This window comes from Henriciella marina (assembly GCF_027213945.1).
GTDB classification, from domain to species: Bacteria; Pseudomonadota; Alphaproteobacteria; order Caulobacterales; family Hyphomonadaceae; genus Henriciella; species Henriciella marina_A.
In genome coordinates, this window is record NZ_JAPWGW010000001.1 from 435137 (window position 1) to 461085 (window position 25949).

Sequence of the window (25949 nt, forward strand, 5' to 3'; positions counted from 1 at the left end):
AATAACAATGAGCGTTTCCTCCGCCGAAACCCGTCAGGGCATCTTCGCTATCCTGGTCAGCCTCCCGATGACTGCCAGCCTCTGCGCATTTGTGATGCTCGGTTCCGGGTTGCTGATCTAGATAAGCATCAGGCAAATGAGACAAAGCCCCGCCAGCGCGACGCTGACGGGGCTTTTTCATTTCGAGCGATAAGGGCTGGAATCTGCGCGTTATTCGACCGTGACCGATTTTGCGAGATTGCGCGGCTGGTCCACATCCGTCCCTTTCTCCACAGCGACGTGATAGGCCAGCAGCTGGATGGGCAGAGAATAGAGGATCGGCGCAATAAACGGGTCGCAGTCCGGCAGTTCGATACGGCTGGCTGGCGTCTCGCCCGCCGCACGTACACCGGCCGCATCGGAGATCAAAATGACCTCACCGCGCCGCGCCGCCACTTCCTGTAGATTGGACAATGACTTGTCGAACAGACCATCGAAAGGCGCGACAAAGACGACCGGCGTCTCTTCATCGATCAGCGCAATCGGACCATGCTTGAGCTCACCTGAGGCATAGCCTTCAGCGTGGATATAGCTCACTTCCTTGAGCTTCAGCGCCCCTTCCAGGGCAATCGGATAATGTACGCCTCGGCCGAGATAGATGACATCGCTGGCCTTGGCCATGTCACGAGAAAGCTCTGCAATCCGATCATCGAGTTGCAGTGTTGTGGACATGAGGCGCGGAAGTTCCGTCAGGGCTCGCACCAGACGGATTTCCGCATCGCGTGAAATCTGCTCGCGCGCCCGGCCGGCCGAAATTGCTACAGCGGCCAGTGCGGCAAGCTGCGCGGTAAACGCCTTGGTCGAAGCCACACCGATTTCAGGGCCTGCGAGCGTCGGCAGGACAAGGTCTGCCTCTCGCGCAATCGACGACGTCGGCACATTGACGACTGCAGCCGTCTTGAGCCCTTGCTCCTTGCAATAGCGGAGCGCCGCCAGCGTATCAGCCGTTTCACCAGACTGGCTGACGAAAAGCGCGAGGCCGCCTTCCTTGGCGAGCGCTGGATCACGGTAGCGGAATTCAGACGCGATATCCGTTTTGACTGGCAGGCCTGCGCACTGCTCGAACCAGTACTCGGCGACCCGTGTGGCATAGTGGGCCGTCCCGCAAGCGATCATGTACAGATGCTTGATCTCGGACCAGTCTATTGCGTCTGCACCCTCACCAGGCAGCTCGACAGTCTGGCGCAGGATATTCGTATAAGCGCCAATCGTACGGCCAGTAGAATCAGGCTGCTCGAAGATTTCTTTCTGCATGAAGTGGCGATAATTGCCCTTCTCAGCGGCAGCACCGGCGCCCTGAACAATGCTGACTGCGCGTTCGACCGGTTTGTCCTTTCGGTCGAAAATCTCATAGCCTTCGTGGCTGAGTACGCAGACATCGCCTTCTTCAAGATAGATGACACGATTGGTGAAAGGCGCCACAGCGAGCGCGTCAGAGCCAAGAAACATTTCGCCATCGCCGACGCCGATCGCCAGCGGAGAGCCCTTGCGCGCGCCGATCAGCAGATCTGAACGCCCGTCGAACAGAAGCGCAAGCGCAAACGCCCCATGCAGGCGCGCCACACCGGCCTTTACGGCCTCAATTTCGCCCATGCCCTTCTTGAGGTTGGACGCAATGAGGTGTGCGATCGTTTCGGTATCTGTCTCAGTCTCGAACTGATGACCCTCGGCTTCCAGTTCCTGGCGCAGCTCGCGGAAATTCTCGATGATGCCATTATGCACAACGGCGACAGGACCGGAGACGTGCGGGTGCGCGTTTCCAACAGTCGGCGAGCCATGTGTTGCCCATCGCGTATGACCAATGCCCTGATTACCTTCCAGCGGATCAGCGGCAATCGCTTCGTCCAGATTGACCAGCTTGCCCGGGGCACGGCGCCTGTCCATCTTCCCGCTGGCATCGATCGTCGCGATGCCTGCGCTGTCATAGCCGCGATACTCAAGTCGCTTCAACGCATCGACGAGTCGTGGTGCTACCGGTTCGTTGCCGAGGATGCCGATTATGCCGCACATATGTGTGTCGCCTCCTTGAGTGCTCAGCCTTCCTCTAGGAAACCTGAAGGCCGCAGGTCATTGCAAAAAGCGTGTCGATTTATGTCAGCGGCCTCGCTGGGACAGCATCGCAATTATTCTGCTTCATAAGGCGATTACCCGCTAGGGTTAAAGCTATTGTTGCAACCCGGTCTTATAGGGACTTTCTTGGAGTTGGCATGAGCGGTGAATGTATGCCAATCGAGTTCAGGACACGGAAGGTGGGCTATGACGCGCAAATATTTTGGCACTGACGGTATTCGCGGCACAGCAAACACGCCGCCCATGACGCCCGAAATCGCAATGCGCCTCGGTATGGCCGCCGGCAAATATTTCCGCCGAGGCGGCACACGGCGCCATTCGGTCGTGATTGGCAAGGATACCCGCCTCTCCGGTTATATGATTGAGCCTGCCCTCGTTGCCGGATTCACATCGGTTGGCATGGACGTGACCCTGTTCGGCCCGCTGCCAACACCCGGCGTCGCGATGATGACCCGTTCACTTCGCGCAGACCTCGGCGTGATGATATCTGCCAGCCACAACGCCTTTGAAGATAATGGCCTCAAACTTTTCGGACCGGACGGCTACAAACTGTCGGACGACATCGAGCTGGAAATCGAAAGCCGGATGGACCGTGCGCTTGATGACAAGCTTGCCGCGCCCTCTGCCCTTGGCCGCACCCGCCGCGTCGACGACGCGCAGGCGCGCTATATCGAGATCGTGAAGGCTACCTTCCCGCGCGGTGTGCGGCTGTCAGGCCTGCGCGTCTGCGTCGATTGCGCCAATGGGGCCGCCTACAAGGTCGCCCCGACCGCCCTTTACGAACTGGGTGCAGAAGTTTTCCCGATCGGCGTCAACCCGGACGGCTTTAATATCAACCAGGAAGTCGGCAGCACTCATACCCTCGCCCTCCGCGAAGCAGTCATAAAGTATCGCGCCGACATCGGTATCGCCCTCGATGGCGATGCGGACCGCTGCATCCTCATCGACGAAAAGGGGAATGAGATTGATGGCGACCAGCTGATCGGCCTGATCGCCGGCGACTGGCAAAAACGCGGCCTGCTCGCCCGCAATGGCGTCGTCACTACCGTCATGTCCAATCTCGGCCTGGAAAACTATCTCAAATCCAAGGGTCTCAATCTTGAGCGTACCAAGGTAGGCGACCGATATGTCGTTGAGCGTATGCGCGAGGGTGGCTTCAACCTTGGCGGGGAACAGTCCGGACATATTGTCGTCTCTGACCATGTCACCACGGGCGATGGCATGATCGCGGCGCTTCAGGCACTTGCTGTCATGGTGGAGACCGGAAAGCCATTATCTGAGATATCGAGGGTCTTTGAGCCGGTGCCGCAAAAGCTGGTGAATGTCCGCTATCAAAGCGAAGCACCGCTGGAGCAGGACAGCGTCAAACAGGTCATCAGCGCCGTTGAAGAACGGCTTGGCAGCACGGGCCGGCTCGTCATCCGAAAGTCCGGGACGGAGCCGCTGATCAGGGTCATGGCCGAGGCCGAAGATGCCGCCGCCATGGAGTCTGCAGTCAACGAAGTCGCCGACGCGGTTCGCTCCTTAGGCTAGCTGGCCTAGCGGAAACTAGCCTGATACTTGCAATCCTCCTGTCAGACTGTCCTATTCAGGGAGAGAGGCTGACATGGCTACAGCACCGAAGATCGTTGCACTCACCGCAGGCGGCCCGCATGCCTGGATCATGATTAACACGCTGAGAGAGCGTTTCGGAGACTTTCCGGTCATCCGCGAGGAGGGCGAGTCACAGGCCACTCTGTGGCGCCGCCGCCGAAAGCTGCTTGGTCTGCTGACCGTCGCAAGCATGCAGGCCGCACGCATACCGATCAAGCTCACCAGAAACGGCAGTCAGGATACGATCGCGAGACTGATCGCCCGCGAAAAACTGGAACCTGAGCCGCGTACAGACACCACCCTTATCGACGTCCCATCGGTCAATTCCGACCAGTGCCGCGCCACGCTGAAATCATTGAGCCCAGAAGCTGTCTTCGTCGTATCAACGCGCATGATCTCAAAGAAGACGCTCGCCAGCGTCAATGCGCCTTTCATCAACTATCATTCTGGCATCAACCCGGCGTACCGGGGCATGTTCGGCGGGTATTTCGCACTCGCGAATGGTGAGCCAGAACATTTCGGCGCCACGGTGCACCTCGTCGATCAGGGGGTTGATACAGGCGACATTCTCTACCAGTCGCGCCTCAAGGCAGAAGCTGACGACAACTTCCACACCTATCTCTGGCGCCTTGCCGCTGGCAGCCGCGATATTGTTGTGCGGGCCATGGAAGACGCGCTGAACGGAACGCTTCGTCCTCAAAAGCTCGACCTGCCTTCGAAACAGTATTTCGCGCCGACCCTTGGCGGCTATCTCTGGAGCGGGCTCAGCCGGGGTGTCTGGTAGCGGGCATTTATTTCAGCGATCTATCGTCATCGCTGCGCTGAAGCGGGCACTGAGCATGAGCGCCTGGCTCCGGTGCGCCAGCCGGTCTGAGATGATTTCCCGAGCGGCCTCATCAGGCGCACTTCCACGCACAAGAAACGGCAAGTCCGACGTCTGAAGGACTGGGGTGTTTTCAAAAGCCCCTCCGCCCACATAGCGCCCGTCCCAGACACCACCTGTCCAGCCTTTTCGTGCTTCACCAGGGTCCCTGCCCATCATCAGGCTGCCCCCGCGCCTCTGGACCCACGCACCGCCCAGCGTCATCCGGCTCGCTGGCCCATCAGAGAAAACGGTCTCGGCCAACGCAGCAACCGATGGCGCCGCCGCGCCCTGGCTAGTGCCTGCAGCAGCCTGCAGCAATATGTCCAGAAACCGGGCGCGCACAGCTGGCGAGGCCTCGATGTGCTGAACGTCAGCTTCAATCAGGCCACTTTGATCGACGCGCACTCTGTCCGTGAGAAGACGCGAAATCTGAAAGTCCTCGGCTGCCCGAAGACGCATTGCGTCGAAGCAGACGCGCTCCAGCCGCGCCAGATCCGAGGCATTCACAAGTTGCCGGATACGCCCGCGCTCATAATAGTCACCATCATTGCTCGGATCATTGATCCAGCTCTGCCCCCGCCCCCGCAGATCAGCCGCCAGGTCCTCACGCCGATGGTCGATGAGAGGTCGGACAAGCATGATACCCCGCCCTTGAGGCCACACCGGTGACACGGAAACCGGCTGCGGGCCCACTGCCCCCGCCAGCCGCGCTGGCCGCATCAGACGCATCAACAGTGTCTCCACAACATCGGTCAGCGTGTGGCCAAGCAGAACGACACTTGCGCCCGCGCGCCTCGCCGCCTCTGCCAGCAAGGCATGACGTGCTTGCCGCGCAGCATTCTGGCTGCGCTTGTCGGGTGACCAGGTCAGGATCTCCACCCCGATTCCTCGACTGCGGGCCAGATCCGCGACCCAACGGGCCTCATCGGCAGCTTCGGGCCGCAGTCCATGATCAATGGTAAGGACCAGCAGGGTGCGCCCCGTTTCCTCCGCCCACGCTTCGGCATGATCCAGCAGGCTGAGCGAATCGCTTCCGCCGGACACGGCCACGCAAACCGGGCCTTTAGACCCGGCTGTCACCGCCTCGAGAAGCTGATGGTTATGATGGTCTAGGCGTTGCACCCTGCCCGCGTGCGTTCCAAGGCCGCAAGATTGCGCGTCACACCTGATGCATTTGGATACTGCTGCGGCAGGACATCAAGCGCCTCGCAGGCCCGATCTGTATCGCCGACAAGGCGCATGGACCGGGCAAGTTTGACGAGCGCATCTGGCGCGCGCGCATCGTCCGGATATTCCCGGATCATTTTGAGATAGGCCTCACCGGATTCGCCATAAGCCTCCTGCTGGAACAGGGTTTCGGCCAGCCAGTACTGCGCCTCGCCCGCCTGCGGGTCATCGGAGAACTGGTCAAGAAAAGCGCGGAACGCTTCTTCAGCGCCAGCATAGTCAAACTTCAGAAGACGCGACTTTGCGGCCGCGAAAAGCGGGCCTGCCTCGCCGGGAAGATCGCTGGCACGCAGCGTGCCGAGTGACCCTTGGTAATCTGGATTACCCATCGACCCCGTCTGTGCTGTGTCTGCGGCACGCGCCTGCGTATTGCTGCTGGTGCTCGTTTCACGCATTTCACTTTCTGAAGACCCGTCGGTCTCATTGCGACGAGGGGACGAAGCGTTTTCTTCGCTATCGTCCATCTCAGCGCGGTTCTGGCTGACATCTTCCTGCAATGCGGAAATCTGGCGCCGCATGCGTTCATTCTGCTCGGTCAGCTCACGGATCGACTGGCCGATCCGCTGATCGTCCTGTTGCATCCGTTCGGACTCATCTCGCGACTGCGACAGCAGGAACCGAAGGGTCTCGATCTCACCATTCAGGCGATTGATCTCGTCATCGAGGCGCTTCTGCTCCAGATCCATCTGCGCCATACGCTGTCGCATATCGGTGACGGTTGCTGCGAGGTCGCCGCTTGTCGCGCCGCGGGTAATAGGCGCGCGATTGGATTGGGCACCTGCCTCCATCGGGGCAAACAGGGCAAGTGCGGCAATGAGCGGAACCATACGGATCATGAAAGGGCCTCTTCGGGGCAGTAGATGCACAATTTCAGCATATAGATAAGAAAAAAGCCGGGGCCAAATTATGACGCCCGGCTTTCTGTATCAGTTATTGTCAATCGGCAGCGATTAGCTGCTCGGACCACCCATGATCTGGGTGAAAGCGTTGCGGTTCATCGCCCATGCAGCTTCGTTCGACTCTGGTGCGATTGGACGCTCCTTGCCGTAGGAAACCGTGTCGATGCGCGACTGGCTGACACCGAGGTTCACGAGATAGTCACGCACGACCGAGGCGCGACGCTCGCCCAGCGCGAGGTTGTACTCGCGGGTGCCGCGTTCGTCGGCATTGCCAGCGACCAGAATGCGGACATTTGGATAGTTTTGCAGCCAGGCAGCCTGACGCTGCAGAACAGCCTGGTCGTCAGCGTCGAGGCGGTACTGGTCGAGATTGAAGTAAACGCGGTCGCCGACATTGACGCGGAAGTCTTCAAGCGAACCAGCTGCTGGGCCGGAATCAATGACACGGTTTGGCGTTTCGATATCGGACTCGCGCACCGGGCCGGTGTTGGTATTACCGGTATCGGAAACTTGCGACGCCGAATTGTCGACCGGATCTGGCTTCGAAGCGCAAGCAGCGGCGCCGAGTATCAGGGCGAGGGAAGCAGTAGAGAGAACTAGACGACGCATTGGTTACTCCTTCGTAAGGTCGTTGGCGCGACCCATTAGTGACGGAATTTGTCAACTTCGTGGCTGACGATTGGTTCCTGAAAAAAAATATTTGCCTTCTGGGCGTTTAGGTCTGGGCAGGCACTCCAGATCCTAGTTCAGAAGTGGCGACCAAGCCGGGTCAGACGCCTGCGTTGGTGTCGGAATCTGGCGGAGGTTCCGGCCCGTAAGGTCGACCGACCAGAGCTGTGGACCAGCCCCCGGCGCACGCTCACGGAAGAAGGTGATAACACGGCCGTTCGGCGACCATTCCGGGCCTTCGTCGAGATAGGACTCGGTCAGGACGCGCTCACCTTCACCATCTGTACCGATGACGCCGATTGAGAAACGGCCGCGGGACTGCTTGGTGAAAGCGATGAGATCGCCTCGAGGGCTCCAGACCGGCGTCGAATAACGGCCAGATCCGAAAGTAATTCGGCAGGCGGTGTCGCGCCCGCCCGACGGGCAGGTCAGCGGCGAGCCGTCCGTGTTCATTACGTAAAGCTGTGGGCTGCCACCGCGGTCAGAGTTGAAGACGATCTGGCGGCCGTCCGGCGACATGGAGGGCGAGGTATCGATCGCTGGATGGTCGGTGAGCCTGCGCGTGCTCTGGGTGACGAGGTCGCGCAGATAGATGTCCGAATTTCCATTCACTGCCTGGGTCAGCAGAACTGATTGACCGTCACGCGAAAAGCGCGGCGCAAAGGTCATGTTCTGGAAATTGCCCAGAACTTCCTGGCGACCGCTCTGGACGTCGAACAGGTAGACGCGCGGACGGTTATTTTCGAACGACATATAGGTGATCTGCTGGTTCGACGGTGAAAAGCGCGGTGTCAGAACCGTGAACGTACCGGACGTCAGGTATTTTACATTGGCGCCGTCGGAATCCATGATCGCGAGGCGCTTGGTGCGGTCATCCTTCGGACCGGTTTCAGCGACATAGACAATGCGCGAGTCGAAATAGGGGTCTTCACCAGTCAGGCGCGCATAGATCGTGTCCGCGATCTTGTGGGCAATGCGACGCCAGTCTTCGGGCTTCGCCGTAAAACGGCGGCCAGCCTGACCCTCAAGGCGCATGACTTCTTCGCCATAAACGTCCCAGAGGCGGACAGAAGCGCGAATGAATTCCACACCTTCAATTGTCACGCGGTCAACCTCGCCGACGACCAGCGCGTCGGTCTGGATGATCTTCCAGTCGGCAAAACGAGGCTGTGTGTTGATCGACAGGTCGCGCTGGATAAAGGCGCTCTGAGGGGTGATCTCGAAAAGGCCCGTCGACAGTAGGTCGTTCTGGATAACGGACGTGATGTCGGTCGCCAGCTGCCGGTCGGCGCCTTCGGCCTCGAACATAGGAATCGCGATGGGTGTTGGCTTCAGCGTACCTTCAGAGATGTTTACGGTCACCTGCGCCGTCGCGGCGGGAATGACCGCCACGAAGGCAGCAAAGAGATAGGCGGCAATTGATTTCATCATCTGGCTTATCGCCCTTTCCTGTCGTCTAATTGCCCGTAAAAGCCGGGCCGAGATTGATATTTGCTTCCTTCCAGAGATCGTAGTCATCTCTTGGAAGCCTGTAAGGCTGGCACTTCTGGACCGCACGCTGCGCACGTTCGATAGCGAGCTGCATTGGTCGGTCTCCGATCGGCGCCCGCGACGGACGCAGCAGATCAAGATCGATCACGTTACCTTCAGCATCCAGCCTCGCCCGCATGCTGACATTAAGCCGCTCCGGTTCTGGCTGATCGCCAACGCCATCCCAGCACGGATAGATCTGATTGTAGAGCAGCTGCTCGATCCGGACAGTGTTTGCTGTGCGTTCGCCGGCCCCGGCGCGCTGCTCCTGCGGTGCAGGGGTTTCTTCGCGAGGCGGTGTCTCACGGCGCGGCGCCTGCGTTTCCCTACGGGTCTCACGTTCGCTCTGGAAGGTGGATTCCGCCGAATTCAGTAGATTGTCGAGTGCGCTGCTATCGCGCTTCGGGTTTGGCGTTGCCGGGCGCTCCTCCTTGGGCTCTTCTGGTGGCGCCTCTTCCTCTTCGTCTGCCTCCGCCTCAAAATTCGGCAGAATATCGTCTTCTTCTTCAGGCGGGGCGGCCTCCCTTGCCGTCTCCACCTCATCCACTGGAATGTCCCGCTCGTCAGGAATGTCCTCGACCGGAAGCTCTTCGTCTTCCTCGGGCTCGGGTTCCGGCTCTGGCTCGAGTTCGTCTTCTTCCGGGTCCTGCGGTTCGATGACGGGGGCGACGTTGGTCATTTCGCCGACATCCACCAGTTCCACCGGCACCACGACGAATTCATCCTCTGTCACGGTCGTCGCGACATAGGGCCAGGCGATATAGCCCGCGCCAATCACTGCAACGTGCAGCATGATGGATGCCGGAAGGCCTCGGATCATATCCTAGCGCGACTCCTCGGCCTGCGGATCAGTGACAAGCGCGATGTTGCGATACCCAGCACGCTGCATACGGGTCATCACACTCATGACCTGGCCATAATTCACGCCTTCGTCAGCACGCAGGAAAATACGCTCTTCATACCCCTCTCCAGCGATCGCGTAGAGCGTCGAGACGAGTTCTTCCGGATTCACCCGCGTCTCCTGAATGTAGATCGCCCCGCTCCGATCGAGCGACACCGATAATGGCTGGCTCTGTGGCGCTCGCAGGTTTTCAGCCGACGCTTTCGGCAATGAGACCTCTACGCCGGTCGTCAGCAATGGCGCAGTGATCATGAAGACGATGAGCAGCACGAGCATCACATCGACGAGCGGCGTCACGTTGATTTCTGCGGCCATCGCGCGGCGGCCGCGGTTTCGCCCTGACGGGCCAGCAGCAAATCCTCCGGCCATGACTTAAGCTCCGAGGTCCGACGCGCGGCGCGACAGGCGCACAAGCAGATCCTGGCTGAACGTATCGAGCTGATCGGCAAACCGGTTCACGTCACCCGTGAACTTATTGTAGAAGATGACGGCCGGAATGGCTGCAACAAGACCAAGGCCGGTCGCGAACAGGGCCTCGGCGATTGGGCCTGCAACGTTTGTCAGGCTGGTGTCCTGTTTCTCGGCGATGTTGAGAAACGCGTTCATGATGCCCCAAACTGTCCCGAAAAGACCAATGAACGGAGAGGCAGAACCGATGGTCGCGAGGACACCAAGACCATTGCTGATCCGGCCTACTTCCCGGTCGACACCTGCGCGCAGCGAGCGTTCGGCCCGGTCAATCATCATCATGTGATCATTTGCTTCAGGTGCCCGGCGCGCATCGCTCCACTCCCGGGAGATGGACGCATAGATGCGAGAGGCCGCGTCGTTGCCCGAAGGTGGGCCACGGCGATCAAGATCATCTGCCCGGCCTGACCAGAAAGCGTCCTCAAAAGCCTTTGCCCGGCGACGTGCGCTCGAAACGGCAAAGGACTTCTCGATAATGACTGCCCAGGACCAGAGGCTGGCAATGAGCAGGATGATAAGGACGAGTTTGACCACAATATCGGCTTCCAGAAGGAGACCGAGAAGGGAGAAGCCGGCATCGTTTACAATCGGTGCGGTGACGTCGCTTTCCATGAAATTCCTCTTCTTGCTGGCTGCAGCACAGCCTTTGCGCACGACCCCCATCAGACCGCACGATCAATCTGCTCCCCCCTATCCAATGGAAATCAGGCGGAAACTTGGCATCTGAAGCAGAATATGTGCCGGAGGGCCTCGGGCAGGAGGGACTGAGCCGCAAAAAGGCTGGTCGGTCGCTCAGGACTTGAAGATGTAGGGACGCAGTTGATCGACCACGTGCGGAATGGGGCGACGCGGTCGCCCGTCTGCATGGATCATGATTGCAGTTATAAGCGCCTCAGCGATGACTTCGTCACCGCGCCGCGCTGTCTGTTCAAAAAGGACTTTTGCGCCTTTGATCCCGATATAGCGTGAGCAGATCATAAGAGCGTCATCGATCCGCGCGGCCCGCTTATAGTCCACCTGAACATTGGTCAGCGTGAAAGCAGCCGGTTCCGGCAACGCCAGAAGCGACTGATGCGAAACCCCCGCATCACGCAGGAATTCCGACCGCCCCCGCTCAAAGAAGCGAAGATAGTTTGCGTGGTACACCATGCCCGTGAAGTCAGTGTCTTCATAATAGACCCTGACTGGCAGCCAGTGCTGCATCGCGGCATCGAAAGGAGAGACGACCTCTGCCATCGGACTAGTGCCTGAAGTGCCGCATGCCGGTGAACACCATAGAGAGACCGGCTTCGTCCGCAGCCTTGATCACGTCTTCATCGCGAATGGAGCCGCCCGGCTGGATAACGGCCGTCGCGCCGGCTTCCGCCGCCTGCAGCAAGCCATCAGGGAATGGGAAGAACGCATCAGACGCAGCGACACAGCCTTTCGTCTTCGGAGTATCCCAACCCGCAACTTCAGCAGCATCGACAGCCTTGCGGGCAGCGATGCGCGCTGAATCGATCCGGCTCATCTGGCCCGCGCCAATACCGACAGTCGCCCCATCTTTGACATAGACGATCGTGTTGGACTTCACATGCTTGGCGACGCGCCAGGCAAAAAGCATGTCTTCAAGCTCTGCCTCGCTTGGTGCCTTGTCCGTGACCACGCGAAGATCCTCCTGCGAGACGCGGCCGAAATCACGGTCCTGAACCAGCAGGCCGCCCGCGACGCTCTTCACGACGCGGCCGCGCGCCAGCGGATCGGGGATGCCGCTTGTCAGCAGCAGACGAAGGTTCTTCTTCTTCTCAAAGACGGACAGCGCGCCCTGGTCAGCGCCCGGCGCAATGACGACTTCAGTGAAGATCTTCGTGATCTCCTGCGCCGTTTCCTCGTCCAGCAGGCGGTTCAGCGCAACGATACCGCCAAAAGCTGAGGTCGAGTCGCATTCCAGCGCTGCCTTGTAGGCTTCGAACGGCGTACCACCCATCGCAACGCCGCACGGATTGGCGTGCTTGATGATCGCAACGGCCGGACGCTCGTCACCCAGCTCACCGATCAACTCGAAGGCCGCATCGGTATCATTAATGTTGTTGTAGGATAGCTCCTTGCCCTGCACTTGCCGCGCATTGGCAACGCCCGGACGCTTGTCGCCGGTAACATAGAAGGCTGCCGACTGGTGCGGGTTTTCACCATAGCGAAGCTCCTGCGCCAGCTTGCCGCCAAACCCGGCCCAATCCGGTGTCGTGTCATTCAGTTGGTCGGCATACCAGCCCGAAATCGCCGCATCATACGCCGCTGTCCGGGCGTAGGTCTTGGCAGCAAGACGAACGCTCAGATCGCGGCTGATCTGACCTTCATTGGTGTCCATTTCCGCCAGCGCGCGAGCAACATCGCCAGCATCGGTACAGACCGCGACCGACTCGCCATTTTTGGCCGCAGCGCGCAGCATGGCCGGACCGCCAATGTCGATATTTTCGATACAGGTAACGAAGTCGGCGTTCGATGCGACTGTCGCCTCGAACGGATAGAGGTTGATGTAGACGAGATCGATGGCTTCGATGCCGTGGCGCTCGGCGTCCTTGCGGTGGCTCTCAAGGTCGCGGCGATAGAGCAGACCGCCATGCACGGCCGGGTGCAGCGTCTTGACCCGGCCGTCCATCATCTCCGGGAAACCGGTAAGATCAGCGACATCGATTACGTCGAGGCCTGCTTCCTTTAGGGCGCGCGCCGTCCCGCCGGTCGAGACTAGTTCCACACCATGAGAGGCGAGCCTTTGGCCGTGTTCGACAAGCCCCGACTTGTCAGAAACCGACAGCAGGGCACGGCGGACCTTGAAACGCTCAGTCATGGGCTCGGCGACTTTCATTCTTCTGGAAACCGGCGCCAGTGGGTAGCACCGCAATCTGATTGGTCAACCGTGTCTGGCCGCTTACTCCGCTGCCCGGCGCGGGCGGTACTCAGGCACGAGCTCGGCAAGCATTTTGATCGCCTCGTCGCGGCGCCGGTGACGGGCATGGTCGAGCAGCTCATCAAGCTTTTCATCGAAGTCATTCGCAACGACCTGCTTGGAGGCAACCTTGTAGATGCCCTCGATGCCGATCACGTTCACTTCTTCATGATTATAGGTGAGCTTCTCGTGCATCTTTTCGCCAGGGCGGAGACCCGTCGTGCGAATTTCAATATCCTGCCCTGGCACCAGGCCTTTCAGCCTGATCATTGCCTCGGCCAGCGCCTTGATCCGGACCGGCTCACCCATATCGAGCACATAAAGAGACGCAGAGCCCGGACTGCCATTATGCGTGGCTGATTGAAGAACCAGCGCTGACGCTTCTTCCACCGTCATGAAGTAACGCGTAACTTCCGGATGGGTCAGCGTCACCGGCCCACCCTTGGCGATCTGGCGCTCGAATAGCGGCACCACAGAGCCTGAGGAGCCGAGCACATTGCCAAACCGCACCATCGACACGGAGAAGTTCGAGGACACGGCCTGCCGCGTCACCGTCAACTCTGCCAGCCGTTTGGTGGCCCCCATGACATTGTCAGGGTGGACGGCCTTGTCGGTCGAGACGAAAACGAACTTCTGCACAGAGGAAGTCTGCGCGGCTTTCGCCGTAATTAGCGCGCCGCCGACATTGGTCAGAATCGCCTCACAGACATTCTGCTCCATCAGGGGCACGTGTTTGAGAGCCGCGGCGTGGATAATGATATCTGGCTCGAACTGTTCAATTGCCCGGGTCACGCGGGCGACATCGCGCACATCGCCAAGCTCGGAATTGATTGGCAGGTTCGGAAATTGCTCGCGCAGCGAAAGATCGGCTTCGTAAAGATTGTATTCGGAGGAATCGAACAGGGTCAGCGATTGTGGGTTCATGCTCGCGCACTGGCGCGCCAGCTCAGAGCCGATCGTACCACCGCCGCCGGTGACGAACACGCGCATGCCCTCGATCATGTCGGCGACGGGTTCGACATCGAGCTCGCGTTCGCGTCGCCGCAACAGGTCTGCAGCGCGCACTGGCAGCATGGAAGCCGATGTCTGGTCCGCGGCCGCGCCTAGAGACATGACCTCCGTCTTTCGGCTCGCTGCGACTTCCAGAACCTGCGTCATGTAATGACGTTCTCGTGCTATGCCTGCCACCGCCACAAGCGGTGTCTTTTCATAACGAAGGGTCAGCAGGTCGAGCACCTTGCTCAGGTCTTCCAGGCCCCCGAGCACAGGTATACCGCGGATCTTGCGGCCAAACTCGGCGCCTTCCGGCTCCAGCAGGCCCAGAATGCGAACCTTTGCGCCTTTCTCGTCCTTGCCCAAGAGCGAGTCGATACGCGCCGCCTCTTCCGATTGGGCGATAAGCAGCACCATTGGCGCGTCAGGCCGGGCACGCGAAAAGAAGATCTGCAGCGGCCGCTGGGTCGAGCGCCAGAGGGCCACCATGCGCCCTGAGAAGATAATAGCGAGCCAGATGACGACGGCGATAACGATCGCTGTGCGCGGCACGCCCACCAGCCTGTTCCAGAGGAAGACGAGCGGCAGGAAGAAAAGCGTAGCGAGGCCAACAGCCTGAACGATGCGAACAGCGTCCCGCCAGCCAGAGTGACGCCAGACCTGCTTGTGTACGCCCAGCATATAGAATGAAACGAAGCCAACACCTGCAAAGATGGCTGTTGTGACGATGCCGCCGAAGAAGCTGTCAGGCGGCGCGCCTCCCGTCATCAGCCAGCGTGTGACCAACGCAATAGCCATCGATACCGCAGCGGCGGCGGTATCGAAGCCAAGCGTGATCGCCATGGCTCTTCGGGCTTCATCGCGTGGCGTCAATCTGCCTTTTCCTTCAAGAATGCCCACCTAAGGCAATTTGGCGGCGTAGAACCATCACTATTCGGGTCCGCACGACCAGAAAGAACGATCTGCCTGCTTTTTTCTACCACACCGCGGCTCAGGTAAACGGTCTTTTCAAGTTTCGCACCAGGATGGCTCGTCTTGAAATGCCAGATATCACCAGAATCGGTGCGAAGCCGGATGTAGCTGTCTTTCATCGTCGCCGAAACCGTCGGATGTAGATGGAATCGCACAGCAAACGGTATCGGCTTTTCCAGTTTGGCCGGTCCCTGCGAGAGGGGACGCGCAAGGGAATCCTCACCTGTCAGACGGCTGCCGTCTGAAGACATGAAAAGCCGGCGGCGGTGCAGCAGGCCAAACAGCCGCTTATAGCCGCCATGCTGCGCGTCCAGCCAGATCTCCTCATTCTCTTCCATGCGCTTGGCAAAGATGCCATCCGGACCTTCAGGGAAGGTCAGCCCGGTTTCTTCATTGCGCTGAAAGGGGGCCGAATCCTCCGTTGCCAGGACCAGCGTTGAATGCGCGCCGGTCCGGCGCACAGCTGCGCGCCAGTCGATATCTGCCTCAGGGCTGAAACCGCATGACGTCACAAGGCGCGACTCGCCATCCTGGAATTCGAAACTCAGCGCGCCGGCATGCGCGCCATCACCGAAAGGTTGCGCCGGTGCTTCGCCGGCATCCAGAATAAGGCATGCCCCGGCCTTGAGTATTTTATGAAAGCCGGACTTGGGCGCCACCATGAAACCGCGCGGCTTACTCTTCATGCGCCCCAGAACCGCATCGACAATCTGCGGCAGGCTCTCATCGCTGTCATTGAATGGCGGCAATGCGCCATCGCCGCCGCGGAAGAAGGCGACCATTCCGCCCAGTCGCTCAATCCATTTGCTTCCAAAGTCCGGGACCGGCCTTCCGGCTTTCCCGAACGCGTCCGCCAGAATGCAGAGGTCCAGCATGGTTCGCAGGCCGCGCGCTGGCGCCCGGGTCACATGTCCACCATCTGGCAGGATCTGTGCTGTGCACTCACTTTCCAGAAGCTCAAGCGCTTCATCAAGGCCTTCACCCTGCTTGAGGCAAAGGCTGTCGAGCACCACAACGCAGGCGACACGCCAGCGCGCGATGAAGTCCACGCAGTCTGGCTGTAACGCCTCGATATGGCGCAGGTGCCGCGCGAGCGTCTCGAGCCGGCGCTCAATATCGGCAGGCTCGCCCCGGGTGAAAAGCGCCGACCCGCATAGCATCCAGTTCCAGACGCGGTCAGCCGCGCAACCGATACGCCAGGCGAACCCGTTAAAGCGACCGAAATTAGCCATCCAGTCATCGACGAGATAACAGGCGCGCTCTGCCCCCGCCTCGCCCTGGGCGAACACATCCGCCAGCCAGTCGAACCGGTGCACCCTGTCAGCAAAATGGCGTGATGGAAGCGGCGCCGTCCATGGCGGCAGGCCCTCATTCATCTCGATCTTGTCAGCACCGATGCGCCAGACATCCTTCATCAGGCTTTCGCCACGCATATGGTCAGGCGGGGCTATTGGGTCCGGATAGATCGAAAAATTGTCTGGCGTGGCACCGGAAATCTTCAGCCGGTGAATGGGGGACGCGGCAATGTCCTGCCCGCTGATGCCAGCGAGACGCATCCACAGATCCGCGTCCTCTTCAGGTGTGCGGCGTGGGGGTGGGGTCGATTTGGCGTACTCCACTGCGTTCACTCGCCTGGTGCTAATAGCTCTACTTGCCGTCTTCTCCACGAAGCGCGGCGATGTTGCGAGCATAAGCATCCGCACCCCCCTTGAACACAGCTGATCCTGCGACGATCGCTGTTACCCCAGCCTCGATTGCACGAGGCGCCGTTTCCGGAGTCAGTCCGCCATCGACTTCAAGAATGATGTCGCGTCCACAGGCATCTATCTTCCTACGGAATGACTCAATCTTTCTGAGCTGACTGTCAATGAAACTCTGGCCACCGAAGCCCGGATTCACCGACATGACCAGGATTAGGTCGATATCATCAATGATAGGATCTACCACTTCGGCAGGGGTGCCGGGATTGATGGCGACGCCCGGCCTCATGCCCGCTGCACGGATCGACTGGAGCGTACGATGGATATGCGGACCCGCTTCTGGATGAACCGTTAGGATATCAGCGCCGGCATCGGCGAAGTCCTGAATGTAGGGATCGACCGGCGCGATCATCAGGTGAACATCGAACGGCTTGTCCGTATGCGGACGCAGCTTCTTTATAACCGGCGCGCCGAAAGTGAGGTTCGGCACGAAATGCCCATCCATCACATCGACATGGATCATGTCGGCGCCAGCGGTATCGATGGCGCGAATTTCTTCGCCCAGACAGGCGAAATCGGCGGACAGTATGGAGGGGGAGATCATGACGCGTGACATGGCACGCTGGGTAAGGCCTAACCGCCGCAAGCACAAGGCTCACGGCGGCATGGGAACTTCAATTTCAGCAGCCTCCAGCCGAAGCCGGTCGCCACTCTAGTAGCGGGAATAACCCTGCGCCGGAGACACAGTCGTGCGCCCGCCGCCATAGGTGACGTTCACGCGCTGACCGGGATACATAGCGATATCCGCCCCCTGCACGACTTCTACCGTGCGGCCACTATCGAGTTGCACCGTATAGGCAAAGCCACGGCGGGTGTTCATGCCCTTGCCGAGCTCATTACCGGCGAGGCCGCCAAGCACCGCACCGCCAACGGCGCCAGCCGTCTGCGCCTTGTCGCCGCCACCAAGCTCAGAGCCTGCAAGACCACCGAGCACCGCGCCGGTCGCTGCACCAAGAATGCTATTGTCAGGGCGGATCGTCACTTCGCGCACGTCACTGATCGTGCCGAGTTCGACTTGCGAGGCATAGCCGATTTCGTTCGGGCTGACCGTGTTTGCGCCATAAGTGCTCGCACACCCTGCCAGCGTCATCGTAAGCGCGACAAAGGCGCCTGCCATCAGACGGCTCGGCTTGGCGACGCGAGAGGTATTCGTATTCATGATCCGGATCCTTTGACAACGGGACGGCATGAAGTATCCGCCTCCCAGGCTGAATGGAATATGAATTACGGGCGGCAAGAATAAGGCGTACGAATACTTTTCGGCGACTGATCGCCTCAAGCGGTCCGGCGAAGTCTCGAGATGTAGAACGCGTCGTGCGCAAACCCGTCCTGCGGCAGGGTGAGAAGGTCGCCCGCCCCTGTCAGTGCGCTCGCAAATGGTCCCGCCTCCTCGGCAGTGATCGGCGCACGCTCCAGCCCGGCATCCTTAAGCGCGGCGGCCACAACGTCAGCCCCTTCGCGCTTCAACGGTGTGCAGACGCAATAGACGATCGTGCCGTCCGGTTTTACCAGCCCCGCCGCTGCCTTCAGGAGGCGAAGCTGCACCTCAGGAAAGCGTGCAATGTCGTCGGGTCCCTTGATCCAGGCCCCCTCCGGGTGACGCCGCAGCGTCCCGAAGGCTGAGCACGGCGCATCCAGCAGGATAGCGTCAGCTAATGTGTCCGGAGACCATGTTTCGGCATTGGCCGCGACGATCTCGACAGCCTCTCGCAAATTCGTGCGCTCAAGATTCTCCTCAACCCGCTGCAGCCGTGTTTTTGATCGGTCGACAGCGATTGTCTTGGCGCCCTTCGCAGCGATCTGCATCGTCTTACCACCCGGCGCGGCGCAAAGGTCGAACACGGTCTGACCAGGCTCTATGTCCAGAAGCTGCGCTGGGATCGCCGCCGCCGCATCCTGAACCCACCAGTCCCCCGCGCGGTAGCCTTCAACCCCCGCCACATCGCCAGACGCAACCCGCAAGCTGCCAAGCCCGACGCGTTTCGCACCGATCCGCTTTGCAAGATCTTCGGCAAATCCCTCATCACGGACGGTGAGGTCGAGATCCGGCTCCTCCATCTGCAGACGGGCCAGCGCGGATGCGCCTTCAACACCAAGCGACGTCATGAGCTCCACCGTCAGCCAGTCCGGCCAGACAGAGGTCGCTGGCGCCGCGTCGAAAGCGGTCCGGTCATTCACGGCCTTGCGCAACACTGCATTCAGAAAGCCCGAAGCGGACCGCGCCCGCGCCCATTGCTTTGCGGCGTTCACAGTCTCACTCACCACCGCATGCGCCGGCGTATCGAGGATCCAGCTTTGCGCCGCGCCCACTCGCAACAGTGCGCGGGCTGGCGGCACCGCCGTCTCGATCGGACGGTTGAGGAAAGGCGCGAGCCCCTTGTCGATACGACCGAGCTGGCGCAACGCCGCGCTCGCCATAGCCCGGGCAAAGCCCCGGTCCGGGCCGGTCAATGCGCCATACGTCTCCGAAAGCTCCATCGCCTCATCCAGCGTGCGGCGATTGTCGAGTGTTTCAATGAGGAGATCGGCGGCAGCTTGTCTTGATCTGGATGCACTCATCCCCAGGGCCCACGCGCTGTGACCGTTTCAGGATAGAGCCGCTCAGGCGGCGCCACATTCATGTCCATGGCAAGCTTGTGCAGCGCCTCGACACGGTTGGCGGTAGAAGGATGGGTCGAAAACAGATTGTCACCTTTGCGCCCGGCAAGCGGGTTCATGATGTAGACGTGCGCCATGGCCGGATTGGCCTCGGCACGCTGGTTGAGATTGGAACGTGCGCCCCTGTCTATCTTTTCGAGCGCCGAGGCAAGCCAGTAAGGATTGCCGCAGATTTCCGCGCCGCGCCTGTCCGCCTCATATTCGCGTGACCGGCTGATCGCCATCTGCACCAGACCCGCCGCCATTGGCGCAAAGATCATGATGGCAATTGAGGTAAAAATCCCTCCACGCGACCGGTCACCGAAAAAGATCGCAAAGTTGGCCAGCATGCCGATGGCACCGGCAAGGGTCGCCGTGACAGTCATGGTCAGCGTATCGCGGTGCGCCACATGCGCCAGCTCATGCGCCATGACACCAGAGACTTCCTCGCGTGTCAGCGTATTGAGGAGGCCTGTCGTCGCGCAAACGGCTGCATTCTTCGGGTTACGCCCCGTCGCGAACGCGTTCGGCTGCGGGGTGTCTATGATATAGATACGCGGCGCAGGCAGACCGGCATGAGCGGCGAGCGCCCGCGTGTCATTGGCGAAGGTGCGGAAGATGGGCGAGCGCTCATCCGGCGAGATTTCGCGTGCGCCCTGCATGCGCAGCACGATCTTGTCGGCATTCCACCAGGAATAAACGTTAAGCATCAGGGCAATGGCAAATGCGATCGCCATGCCCACAACACCGCCCACGAGATAGCCAACAGCCATGAACAGCGCTGTCATTGCAGCGAGCAAGACAAATGTCTTCATTGTTCCCGGCATCGGGGCTCCTTGATGATGAAGGCAGACTTTTTAATATTTTGCGTTGAACTATATGGAAAGAGTTAACACGCCTGAGAAGTTCATCGCCGCAAGCATGACAATATTCTAATGAAAAAACCCCTTTCTCCCGAAGCTCAACGCGCCCTCGACGAAGCAAAAGCTCGCCGCGATGCCCAGATAGAGCACGAAAAAGCGCTCGAGGCCGAGCGTGAAAAGGAACAGGGCGGCCCCCGACACCGTGAGCCCACGCGTTTTGGCGATTGGGAGCGCAAGGGGATCACCTACGACTTCTAGATTTGGTGACCGCATCGACGACCCGCCTCCAATGCGCTCTGCACGTGCCACGCGAGCACCTTTCCCCTCTCCGGTTAAGCTGTTTGATTCGCTGCTGCGTATGACGTTTACTGATCATTGGCCCTGCATTTGCTGCAGGACTGCCTAGATCGACCGGACTTTCGCTCAGGAGGCGAATACTATGCCATATCGGTACAAGGCCGCTTTGCTCGCTGCATCTGCTGCGCTTCTGACGACCCCTGCACTTGCAGACGGGTACGAAAATCGTCCGGTCAACAGGGGGCCCGCGCCGCTTCAGGCTCACGCCCAGCAAACACCGCCAGAGCCAGGCTGCTATCTGGTCGGCCACGACACCTGGTCGTGCCCGCCGCTGCCACAGACGGCGCATCCCTCTCATGGCGCGGCTCATTCCAGCCATCACGGCTATACCAGCGCACCGGCGCGCAGCGTCGGGGCCCATAGCGTCAGCCATGGCGGCTATGCCTCGGGGTCCATTTCTCACTCCTACGCCGCAGCGCATGCTGGACACGCGCATGCCTATGGTGCGGCGTGCGGCTACAACGCCATTGCCGCGCGGCCTGCGCAGGTCAGCTACACGACCCGCGCAGTGTCTCGTCCGGCACCGCGCCCTGTCTCCGTCTCACGCACAGCGACGCGCAGCACCGGTTACACGACGCGCTCCGCCGCGCGAACCACGACGCACGCCCGCCGCGATGTCGACCTCGACATTTCGAGCTTTGATGGCGGCGTGGGCAATGGAGTCGACGGTGGCTATTATGGAGGCGGTGGCGGCTTTGCGTATGCCAGCGCCAGCTCCTCGGCGAGCGCCCTGTCCCATGCAGCCGCCTCATTCACTTTCAATGGCAGCTTCCGCGGCGGTGGCGGCGGCAAGCATCACGGCGGCGGGTGCAATACTTGCGGTGGTGGCCATAAGGGCGGCGGCTGGAAAGGCGGCGGTCATGGCGGCAACAAAGGTGGTGGCCATGGTGGACGCCGCGGCGGCCATAAAGGTGGCGGTCACGGCGGCGGCGGACACTAGCGCCGCCTTGCCAGGCTAGACGGCGTCCAGCTCTATCAGGCTTTTCGCGCTCGCAATGATCGCCTCATCGGCCGGTATCGGGTCGATACCCAGCACGGTTTTCAGCTTCTTGTTCGAATAAGCCCGCTTCTTGCCAAGCTCTGGCAAGACCTGCTTCAGCGGCGGATTGATCTGTGCAAACAGCCGGACCAGCCAGTTTGGCAGTGTGCCTTTCGGCATCTTCCTGTCTGGAAATGCCTGGCGCAGCACCTCACCCATCTCGTCCATCCAGAGAATGTCGCCGCCGCAGATAAAGCGCTCGCCGACCGCTTCCGGGCGCTCCATCGCCTCGATATGCGCGCGCGCGACATCCCGAACATCAATGATGCCAAAGCTCAGCTTCGGAAAAGCTGGCAGTTTTCCTTCCAGCGGCTGGCTCACAAGCTGGAGTGAGGACGACACATCCCTGCTCATGGCCGGGCCAAGCACGGCGACAGGATTGATGACCGACAGCTCCAGCCCTGCCCCCTCACCGTTTACATAGTCCCAGGCCGCTTTCTCAGCGATCGTCTTGGACCGCGCATAGGCGGTATTGTCCTTGAGGTTGTCGGCGTTCGACCAGTGAACTTCGGTCAGCGTGTCGGGGCGCTTGTCGCCCCAGCCATACCCGATCGCGGCCATGGAAGACGTCATCACGACCCGTTTGACCCCTTCGGCCTTTGCGGCACGAAGCACGCGCAGCGCGCCGTCGCGCGCCGGAATGATCAGCTCATCGGCCGACTTCGGCGCATCTGTCGGAAAGGGTGAGGCAACATGCTGGACAAAGTCCACGCCTTTTACGGCCTCGGCCCAGCCCTCATCCTTGTTGAGGTCGGCTGCGACCAGCTCGATAGCGACCGGCTTGCCTGCATAGTCGGACAGGATCTCATTGAGCCGGGCGGCCTTGTCGGTCGAGCGCGCCGTGCCGCGAACCTCATAGCCCCGCTCGATCAACTGCAATATCAGATGCGACGCGATAAAACCCGTCGCCCCGGTAACCAGAACCTTTGCCATGAAAATCCCCTTCCAGCGGCGAAGGTCGATCTCCGGGCGGACTTTGGCAAGCGAAATCGGCGCGCAACGCCCGCCAGCATCACCGAATCGCCTTCATGCTTTCAGGCGGTGTTGGTTACCAGTCTGTTTTGATTGCAAATAAGTTTCGCCGGACCCGTCTCTGTTTATCTCACGTTCAGCTTGGCCCGGCATATTGGTTCGACTGAAACGCTGGGGGTTAAGATGAATTCGCGCGGCACACTTCTGGGCACTGGCTTTGTCCCAAATCTCGTCAGGCTATTATTCCTGCTTGTTATCCTGGCCTTCTTTTTCGGGTCGATAATCTCGCTCTGGGGCACGTCATATCAGTGGCTCGCCGTCGTCATCGGCGCGTTCCTTCTGGGCACGATCGTCTCGCTTCTCTTCTTCCGCTGGAAAGCGATCGCCTTTTTCACCCTGGGTTTCCTCATCACAAATTTCACGGGCGCCTATATCGCGCACCAGCAGGGCGATGTGAGCGAGGCGCGGGCGGCCTATGTCGGCGTTGCTGGCCGCGATCCGGCTTACGCCGTGCTTTTCCCCGACCCGTTGAATGCCTGGCTGGCTGAGTTCACGCCCGGTTCGCAGGGCGGCAATAGCATTTCCGACAGGCCGGACTTTGACGGCAACAAACGCTTTGTCTCGCGCGTGGAGTCCAAGAAGTACGATCCCTCCAGCGTCTACTATCTGGCCACACCAGACGTGGACATGACCGAAAAAGCTTTCGTTGAGAGCTACAGGGATATCGCGAGGCAGCATGGCGACTGGCTTGGCTACATGGCCCGCTGCGTCAATGGTGGTCACGCCAGCGTCCCCCTGCTGAGCCAGAACAGGGGCGCCCTCAAGGAAGCAGAACGCACCGGCCGGTCGGTCTGCGGTGCCTATACTGAAGAAGCTTTCGGCATCGACATTGAAGAGACCCGCGAGACCTACCTCTCCCGGCTCGGTGTCTCGACCTGTGAGGAAAGCCCCGCCTGCATGCGGGTCAAGCGCGAGCTGAAATCATACGGCGGTACGTTCTTTCCAGAGTAAGCCTAGGGCGTCGGCAACATCATTCAGTCAACGTCAGGAAAACACGTCACCGATATGATCCACGCGCGTGCCATCTTTCAGCTCGCGAAGGTGCACATAGAGAACGGACACGCCGACCGCGCCAACGATGGCGAGCGCGGTATCGACGACAACGCTCATCAGCATCGCTGGCATGCTGATCCCGCCGCTTGCGATGACGCCAGCTGCGCCAACACCGATCGATAAGAGGCCCAGCACGGCGCCGAGAATAAACAGGATCACATAGCCGATCAGGATCAGGCCGAAGATCTGCCAGCGCGAGCCGCGCGTGAGATCTGCGCTGCGCCCGAAACTGCCGAAGATCCCGGCCTTGTCGATCACCAGCGCCGGCACCACGACGGCCCAGACGGTGAGCAGGATCAGGCCGGGGATAATCAGGAGGAGGAAGCCGATCGTCAGGCCGATGCTCATCAGGATCGAGACAATGAAAAGCGGCACGAGGGCGCGCAGCGCCGTACCAATGGCCTCCCCCGTGTCGCTAGTACCGCGGTTGAGGGAGGTGACAGTCGTATGCACAACCGCTGCCTGCAACATGAAGGGGAAGAGTGCGTAGAGCAGGTTCGCCAGGAAGTAGCCGAACGAGAAATTCATCTCGAACGTGCCGCCTTCAAGCGTCCGCTCCAGCATCTGCGAGGAAAACAGCGCGACCAGCAAGGTCGGCACACCCACGAAGACAAGGCCGAGCACGACAAGGTCCGCAAATTTGCGGCCGATCACGCTGAACGTCTCGCCGATGACCGCGCCGATATTGAGTGTCTTTTCCATGCCAGCCTCGTAAATCCCGGAGACCGCTAGCGGAGCACAAGGTTTGGAACGCGGCAAGCCGGTTGAAAGGATTTTCCCTCCCTTAGCCGCGCTTCTCCAGCACAGTCACTTTCTGAGCTTTTTTCTTGCGGTCCCGCCAGGTGATGTAGACGGCCGAAGCGATGATGATCCCGGCACCGGTCCAGACATTCACGCCCGGCAGCATGCCGACAATGACAAGGTCCGCGCCCGTCGCCATCGGCAGGCGAAGATAGTCGAGCGGTGACAGAAAAGACGCGTCTCCAATGCTCACCGCCGAAATGTAACAGAACTGCGCCACGAAGCCGACGCCCGCCATGACCACGATCCAGCCCCATGTCTCCAGCGAGGGCATCGACCAGTAATAGATCGCAAAGGGCAGAAGCAGGATGGACGAGAGCACGTTCGCATAAGTCAGCAACGCCACGGCCGACAGCTCTGCCGAAAGCGTCTTCACCAGCACGATGGCGAAGGCGAGGAAGAAGGCGCTGAGGATCGCGCAGATCGTACCGGTGTCGAGGTTGAAGCCTGCACCCGGCGCCACTGGCATCCAGAAGACGAACACCCCCGGCACCATCATGATCAGCACGCCGAAGAAGCCGATAATGACCGCGCCCCAGCGATGCGGCCCGACCACTTCACGAAGGAAGATCGCCGCCAGAACCGTCACAAACAGAGAGCGTGAAAAGCTGATCGCGTTAAACTGTGAGAAGGTCAGGTTGAAGTCTGCCGACAGTGCGACGATCGCCAGCGTGAAGCCCAGCGTCCCGAACAGAGACCGTAACAGCAAAAGCCCCGGATGCTTCGTTCGCATCGTTTTGATACCGACCCGCATGATGATCGGCACGGACATGAAACAGGCGAAGAACGCGCGCCAGAAAGCCAGGAAAACCGGGTGGACCTCCTCTGTCAGCGTCTTGGACAGCACCGTATAGGCAGTGAAACCGACCGCCGAAAACAGCATGAAAACCGCGCCTAGGGCATTGCCTGACAGCTTGCCTGTACTAGGCTCATCCTCAGTTTCCATTTCTGTTTCACGGCTCATGCAGACCTTTTCCCAATCTGACCTCGATGAGATCGACAAGCTATGGCGAAGCGTCCCGGCCGACCATATGTGGGCCGGATGGTCAGCTGCCGGCGCAGAGCCGGAAGAGGTCTGGCTCTACCGCACCCGGGCGCACTGGCGCAAATTCCCGCTTCGTAAAACAGATGACGGTTTCGCGCTATTTGACGAAAAGGACCGCCCAGTCGCCGAGGCGGCCTCACTCGATGACCTGCTGACGGCGGTCGAGAGCATCCCTGCCCTCGCCGCCAGCGAGGCCGCCAGGGGCTGACC

General features: G+C 60.2%; 25 protein-coding genes. 6 read left to right on the forward strand and 19 right to left on the reverse strand.

Features of this window, described 5'->3' with window-relative positions; translation table 11 throughout:
• Positions 1 to 210: 210 nt before the first annotated feature.
• Positions 211 to 2049: a glutamine--fructose-6-phosphate transaminase (isomerizing) gene (gene glmS / locus O4G74_RS02190; protein WP_269401029.1), complete on the reverse strand. Its 1839-nt coding sequence runs from the start codon at positions 2047 to 2049 to the stop codon at positions 211 to 213.
• A 246-nt stretch (positions 2050 to 2295) separates the two neighbouring features.
• Here glmS and glmM point away from each other — a divergent pair, with 246 nt between their 5' ends.
• Positions 2296 to 3642, forward strand: a complete 1347-nt coding sequence (glmM, locus tag O4G74_RS02195) for a phosphoglucosamine mutase (RefSeq protein ID WP_269401030.1) — start codon at positions 2296 to 2298, stop codon at positions 3640 to 3642.
• A 73-nt stretch (positions 3643 to 3715) separates the two neighbouring features.
• Entirely contained in the window at positions 3716 to 4486 is a 771-nt protein-coding gene (locus tag O4G74_RS02200) for a formyl transferase (RefSeq protein WP_269401031.1), read from the forward strand.
• 12 nt (positions 4487 to 4498) lie between these two features.
• On the opposite strand, the gene tilS is transcribed toward O4G74_RS02200, so the two are convergent.
• The 15 genes from tilS to htpX all read right to left on the reverse strand — a co-directional run bounded on the left by tilS (position 4499) and on the right by htpX (position 20376).
• Positions 4499 to 5689, reverse strand: coding sequence for a tRNA lysidine(34) synthetase TilS (gene tilS / locus O4G74_RS02205; protein WP_269401032.1), 1191 nt, complete (start codon positions 5687 to 5689; stop codon positions 4499 to 4501).
• Positions 5677 to 6630, reverse strand: coding sequence for a tol-pal system protein YbgF (gene ybgF / locus O4G74_RS02210; protein WP_269401033.1), 954 nt, complete (start codon positions 6628 to 6630; stop codon positions 5677 to 5679). The genes tilS and ybgF overlap by 13 nt, the downstream gene beginning before the upstream one ends.
• 114 nt (positions 6631 to 6744) lie before the next feature.
• Entirely contained in the window at positions 6745 to 7302 is a 558-nt protein-coding gene (pal, locus tag O4G74_RS02215) for a peptidoglycan-associated lipoprotein Pal (RefSeq protein WP_269401034.1), read from the reverse strand.
• 132 nt (positions 7303 to 7434) lie between these two features.
• Complete coding sequence (gene tolB, locus O4G74_RS02220; protein WP_269401035.1) at positions 7435 to 8793, reverse strand: Tol-Pal system beta propeller repeat protein TolB; 1359 nt, start codon at positions 8791 to 8793, stop codon at positions 7435 to 7437.
• A 25-nt stretch (positions 8794 to 8818) separates the two neighbouring features.
• Positions 8819 to 9712: a hypothetical protein gene (locus O4G74_RS02225; protein WP_269401036.1), complete on the reverse strand. Its 894-nt coding sequence runs from the start codon at positions 9710 to 9712 to the stop codon at positions 8819 to 8821.
• 3 nt (positions 9713 to 9715) lie between these two features.
• Positions 9716 to 10162 carry a protein TolR gene (gene tolR, locus O4G74_RS02230; protein ID WP_233350458.1) on the reverse strand — a complete coding sequence of 149 codons (447 nt, stop codon included), beginning with the start codon at positions 10160 to 10162 and terminating at the stop codon, positions 9716 to 9718.
• 3 nt (positions 10163 to 10165) lie between these two features.
• Positions 10166 to 10873 (reverse strand): protein TolQ, encoded by a 708-nt coding sequence (tolQ, locus tag O4G74_RS02235; protein WP_269401037.1) that lies wholly within the window; start codon positions 10871 to 10873, stop codon positions 10166 to 10168.
• 180 nt (positions 10874 to 11053) lie between these two features.
• Positions 11054 to 11497, reverse strand: a complete 444-nt coding sequence (locus O4G74_RS02240; RefSeq protein WP_269401038.1) for a YbgC/FadM family acyl-CoA thioesterase — start codon at positions 11495 to 11497, stop codon at positions 11054 to 11056.
• A 4-nt stretch (positions 11498 to 11501) separates the two neighbouring features.
• A complete protein-coding gene (purH, locus tag O4G74_RS02245; protein ID WP_269401039.1) occupies positions 11502 to 13088 on the reverse strand; it encodes a bifunctional phosphoribosylaminoimidazolecarboxamide formyltransferase/IMP cyclohydrolase in 1587 nt (528 codons plus the stop codon).
• An 81-nt stretch (positions 13089 to 13169) separates the two neighbouring features.
• Positions 13170 to 15023: a polysaccharide biosynthesis protein gene (locus O4G74_RS02250; protein ID WP_269401040.1), complete on the reverse strand. Its 1854-nt coding sequence runs from the start codon at positions 15021 to 15023 to the stop codon at positions 13170 to 13172.
• 26 nt (positions 15024 to 15049) lie between these two features.
• Positions 15050 to 16849 carry a heparinase II/III family protein gene (locus O4G74_RS02255; protein ID WP_269401041.1) on the reverse strand — a complete coding sequence of 600 codons (1800 nt, stop codon included), beginning with the start codon at positions 16847 to 16849 and terminating at the stop codon, positions 15050 to 15052.
• A complete protein-coding gene (gene rpe, locus O4G74_RS02260) occupies positions 16800 to 17468 on the reverse strand; it encodes a ribulose-phosphate 3-epimerase (protein WP_269401042.1) in 669 nt (222 codons plus the stop codon). The genes O4G74_RS02255 and rpe overlap by 50 nt, the downstream gene beginning before the upstream one ends.
• A 96-nt stretch (positions 17469 to 17564) precedes the next feature.
• Positions 17565 to 18071, reverse strand: coding sequence for a glycine zipper 2TM domain-containing protein (locus O4G74_RS02265; RefSeq protein WP_269401043.1), 507 nt, complete (start codon positions 18069 to 18071; stop codon positions 17565 to 17567).
• A 116-nt stretch (positions 18072 to 18187) separates the two neighbouring features.
• On the reverse strand, positions 18188 to 19471 hold the full coding sequence (locus O4G74_RS02270; protein ID WP_269401044.1) for an RsmB/NOP family class I SAM-dependent RNA methyltransferase: 1284 nt from the start codon (positions 19469 to 19471) through the stop codon (positions 18188 to 18190).
• A complete protein-coding gene (htpX, locus tag O4G74_RS02275; RefSeq protein WP_269401045.1) occupies positions 19468 to 20376 on the reverse strand; it encodes a zinc metalloprotease HtpX in 909 nt (302 codons plus the stop codon). Before htpX ends, O4G74_RS02270 begins: the two co-directional genes overlap by 4 nt.
• A gap of 108 nt (positions 20377 to 20484) precedes the next feature.
• Here htpX and O4G74_RS02280 point away from each other — a divergent pair, with 108 nt between their 5' ends.
• Together O4G74_RS02280 and O4G74_RS02285 are read left to right on the forward strand one after the other, a co-directional pair.
• Positions 20485 to 20670, forward strand: a complete 186-nt coding sequence (locus O4G74_RS02280) for a DUF1674 domain-containing protein (RefSeq protein ID WP_269401046.1) — start codon at positions 20485 to 20487, stop codon at positions 20668 to 20670.
• A gap of 181 nt (positions 20671 to 20851) precedes the next feature.
• Positions 20852 to 21709, forward strand: coding sequence for a hypothetical protein (locus O4G74_RS02285; RefSeq protein WP_269401047.1), 858 nt, complete (start codon positions 20852 to 20854; stop codon positions 21707 to 21709).
• 15 nt (positions 21710 to 21724) lie between these two features.
• On the opposite strand, the gene O4G74_RS02290 is transcribed toward O4G74_RS02285, so the two are convergent.
• Positions 21725 to 22741, reverse strand: coding sequence for an SDR family oxidoreductase (locus O4G74_RS02290; protein WP_269401048.1), 1017 nt, complete (start codon positions 22739 to 22741; stop codon positions 21725 to 21727).
• Positions 22742 to 22963: 222 nt separating this feature from the next.
• Here O4G74_RS02290 and O4G74_RS02295 point away from each other — a divergent pair, with 222 nt between their 5' ends.
• Entirely contained in the window at positions 22964 to 23791 is an 828-nt protein-coding gene (locus O4G74_RS02295; protein WP_269401049.1) for a hypothetical protein, read from the forward strand.
• A gap of 33 nt (positions 23792 to 23824) precedes the next feature.
• On the opposite strand, the gene O4G74_RS02300 is transcribed toward O4G74_RS02295, so the two are convergent.
• On the reverse strand, positions 23825 to 24595 hold the full coding sequence (locus O4G74_RS02300) for a hypothetical protein (RefSeq protein ID WP_119379407.1): 771 nt from the start codon (positions 24593 to 24595) through the stop codon (positions 23825 to 23827).
• Between the two features lie 82 nt (positions 24596 to 24677).
• Complete coding sequence (locus O4G74_RS02305) at positions 24678 to 25658, reverse strand: DMT family transporter (protein ID WP_269401050.1); 981 nt, start codon at positions 25656 to 25658, stop codon at positions 24678 to 24680.
• Here O4G74_RS02305 and O4G74_RS02310 point away from each other — a divergent pair.
• Positions 25657 to 25947: a hypothetical protein gene (locus O4G74_RS02310; RefSeq protein ID WP_269401051.1), complete on the forward strand. Its 291-nt coding sequence runs from the start codon at positions 25657 to 25659 to the stop codon at positions 25945 to 25947. The genes O4G74_RS02305 and O4G74_RS02310 overlap by 2 nt on opposite strands.
• The last annotated feature ends 2 nt before the right edge of the window (positions 25948 to 25949 follow it).

What these genes read in the sequence shown, in the direction of transcription:
- glmS (WP_269401029.1), bottom strand. Translation starts at nt 2,049, where the DNA reads ATGTGCGGCATAATCGGCATCCTCGGCAACGAACCGGTAGCACCACGA.
- glmM (WP_269401030.1), top strand. Translation starts at nt 2,296, where the DNA reads ATGACGCGCAAATATTTTGGCACTGACGGTATTCGCGGCACAGCAAAC.
- O4G74_RS02200 (WP_269401031.1), top strand. Translation starts at nt 3,716, where the DNA reads ATGGCTACAGCACCGAAGATCGTTGCACTCACCGCAGGCGGCCCGCAT.
- ybgF (WP_269401033.1), bottom strand. Translation starts at nt 6,630, where the DNA reads ATGATCCGTATGGTTCCGCTCATTGCCGCACTTGCCCTGTTTGCCCCG.
- pal (WP_269401034.1), bottom strand. Translation starts at nt 7,302, where the DNA reads ATGCGTCGTCTAGTTCTCTCTACTGCTTCCCTCGCCCTGATACTCGGC.
- tolB (WP_269401035.1), bottom strand. Translation starts at nt 8,793, where the DNA reads ATGATGAAATCAATTGCCGCCTATCTCTTTGCTGCCTTCGTGGCGGTC.
- O4G74_RS02225 (WP_269401036.1), bottom strand. Translation starts at nt 9,712, where the DNA reads ATGATCCGAGGCCTTCCGGCATCCATCATGCTGCACGTTGCAGTGATT.
- tolR (WP_233350458.1), bottom strand. Translation starts at nt 10,162, where the DNA reads ATGGCCGGAGGATTTGCTGCTGGCCCGTCAGGGCGAAACCGCGGCCGC.
- tolQ (WP_269401037.1), bottom strand. Translation starts at nt 10,873, where the DNA reads ATGGAAAGCGACGTCACCGCACCGATTGTAAACGATGCCGGCTTCTCC.
- O4G74_RS02240 (WP_269401038.1), bottom strand. Translation starts at nt 11,497, where the DNA reads ATGGCAGAGGTCGTCTCTCCTTTCGATGCCGCGATGCAGCACTGGCTG.
- purH (WP_269401039.1), bottom strand. Translation starts at nt 13,088, where the DNA reads ATGACTGAGCGTTTCAAGGTCCGCCGTGCCCTGCTGTCGGTTTCTGAC.
- O4G74_RS02250 (WP_269401040.1), bottom strand. Translation starts at nt 15,023, where the DNA reads ATGGCGATCACGCTTGGCTTCGATACCGCCGCCGCTGCGGTATCGATG.
- O4G74_RS02255 (WP_269401041.1), bottom strand. Translation starts at nt 16,849, where the DNA reads ATGCTTATGCTCGCAACATCGCCGCGCTTCGTGGAGAAGACGGCAAGT.
- rpe (WP_269401042.1), bottom strand. Translation starts at nt 17,468, where the DNA reads ATGTCACGCGTCATGATCTCCCCCTCCATACTGTCCGCCGATTTCGCC.
- O4G74_RS02265 (WP_269401043.1), bottom strand. Translation starts at nt 18,071, where the DNA reads ATGAATACGAATACCTCTCGCGTCGCCAAGCCGAGCCGTCTGATGGCA.
- O4G74_RS02270 (WP_269401044.1), bottom strand. Translation starts at nt 19,471, where the DNA reads ATGAGTGCATCCAGATCAAGACAAGCTGCCGCCGATCTCCTCATTGAA.
- htpX (WP_269401045.1), bottom strand. Translation starts at nt 20,376, where the DNA reads ATGCCGGGAACAATGAAGACATTTGTCTTGCTCGCTGCAATGACAGCG.
- O4G74_RS02280 (WP_269401046.1), top strand. Translation starts at nt 20,485, where the DNA reads ATGAAAAAACCCCTTTCTCCCGAAGCTCAACGCGCCCTCGACGAAGCA.
- O4G74_RS02285 (WP_269401047.1), top strand. Translation starts at nt 20,852, where the DNA reads ATGCCATATCGGTACAAGGCCGCTTTGCTCGCTGCATCTGCTGCGCTT.
- O4G74_RS02290 (WP_269401048.1), bottom strand. Translation starts at nt 22,741, where the DNA reads ATGGCAAAGGTTCTGGTTACCGGGGCGACGGGTTTTATCGCGTCGCAT.
- O4G74_RS02295 (WP_269401049.1), top strand. Translation starts at nt 22,964, where the DNA reads ATGAATTCGCGCGGCACACTTCTGGGCACTGGCTTTGTCCCAAATCTC.
- O4G74_RS02300 (WP_119379407.1), bottom strand. Translation starts at nt 24,595, where the DNA reads ATGGAAAAGACACTCAATATCGGCGCGGTCATCGGCGAGACGTTCAGC.
- O4G74_RS02310 (WP_269401051.1), top strand. Translation starts at nt 25,657, where the DNA reads ATGCAGACCTTTTCCCAATCTGACCTCGATGAGATCGACAAGCTATGG.
- O4G74_RS02305 (WP_269401050.1), bottom strand. Translation starts at nt 25,658, where the DNA reads ATGAGCCGTGAAACAGAAATGGAAACTGAGGATGAGCCTAGTACAGGC.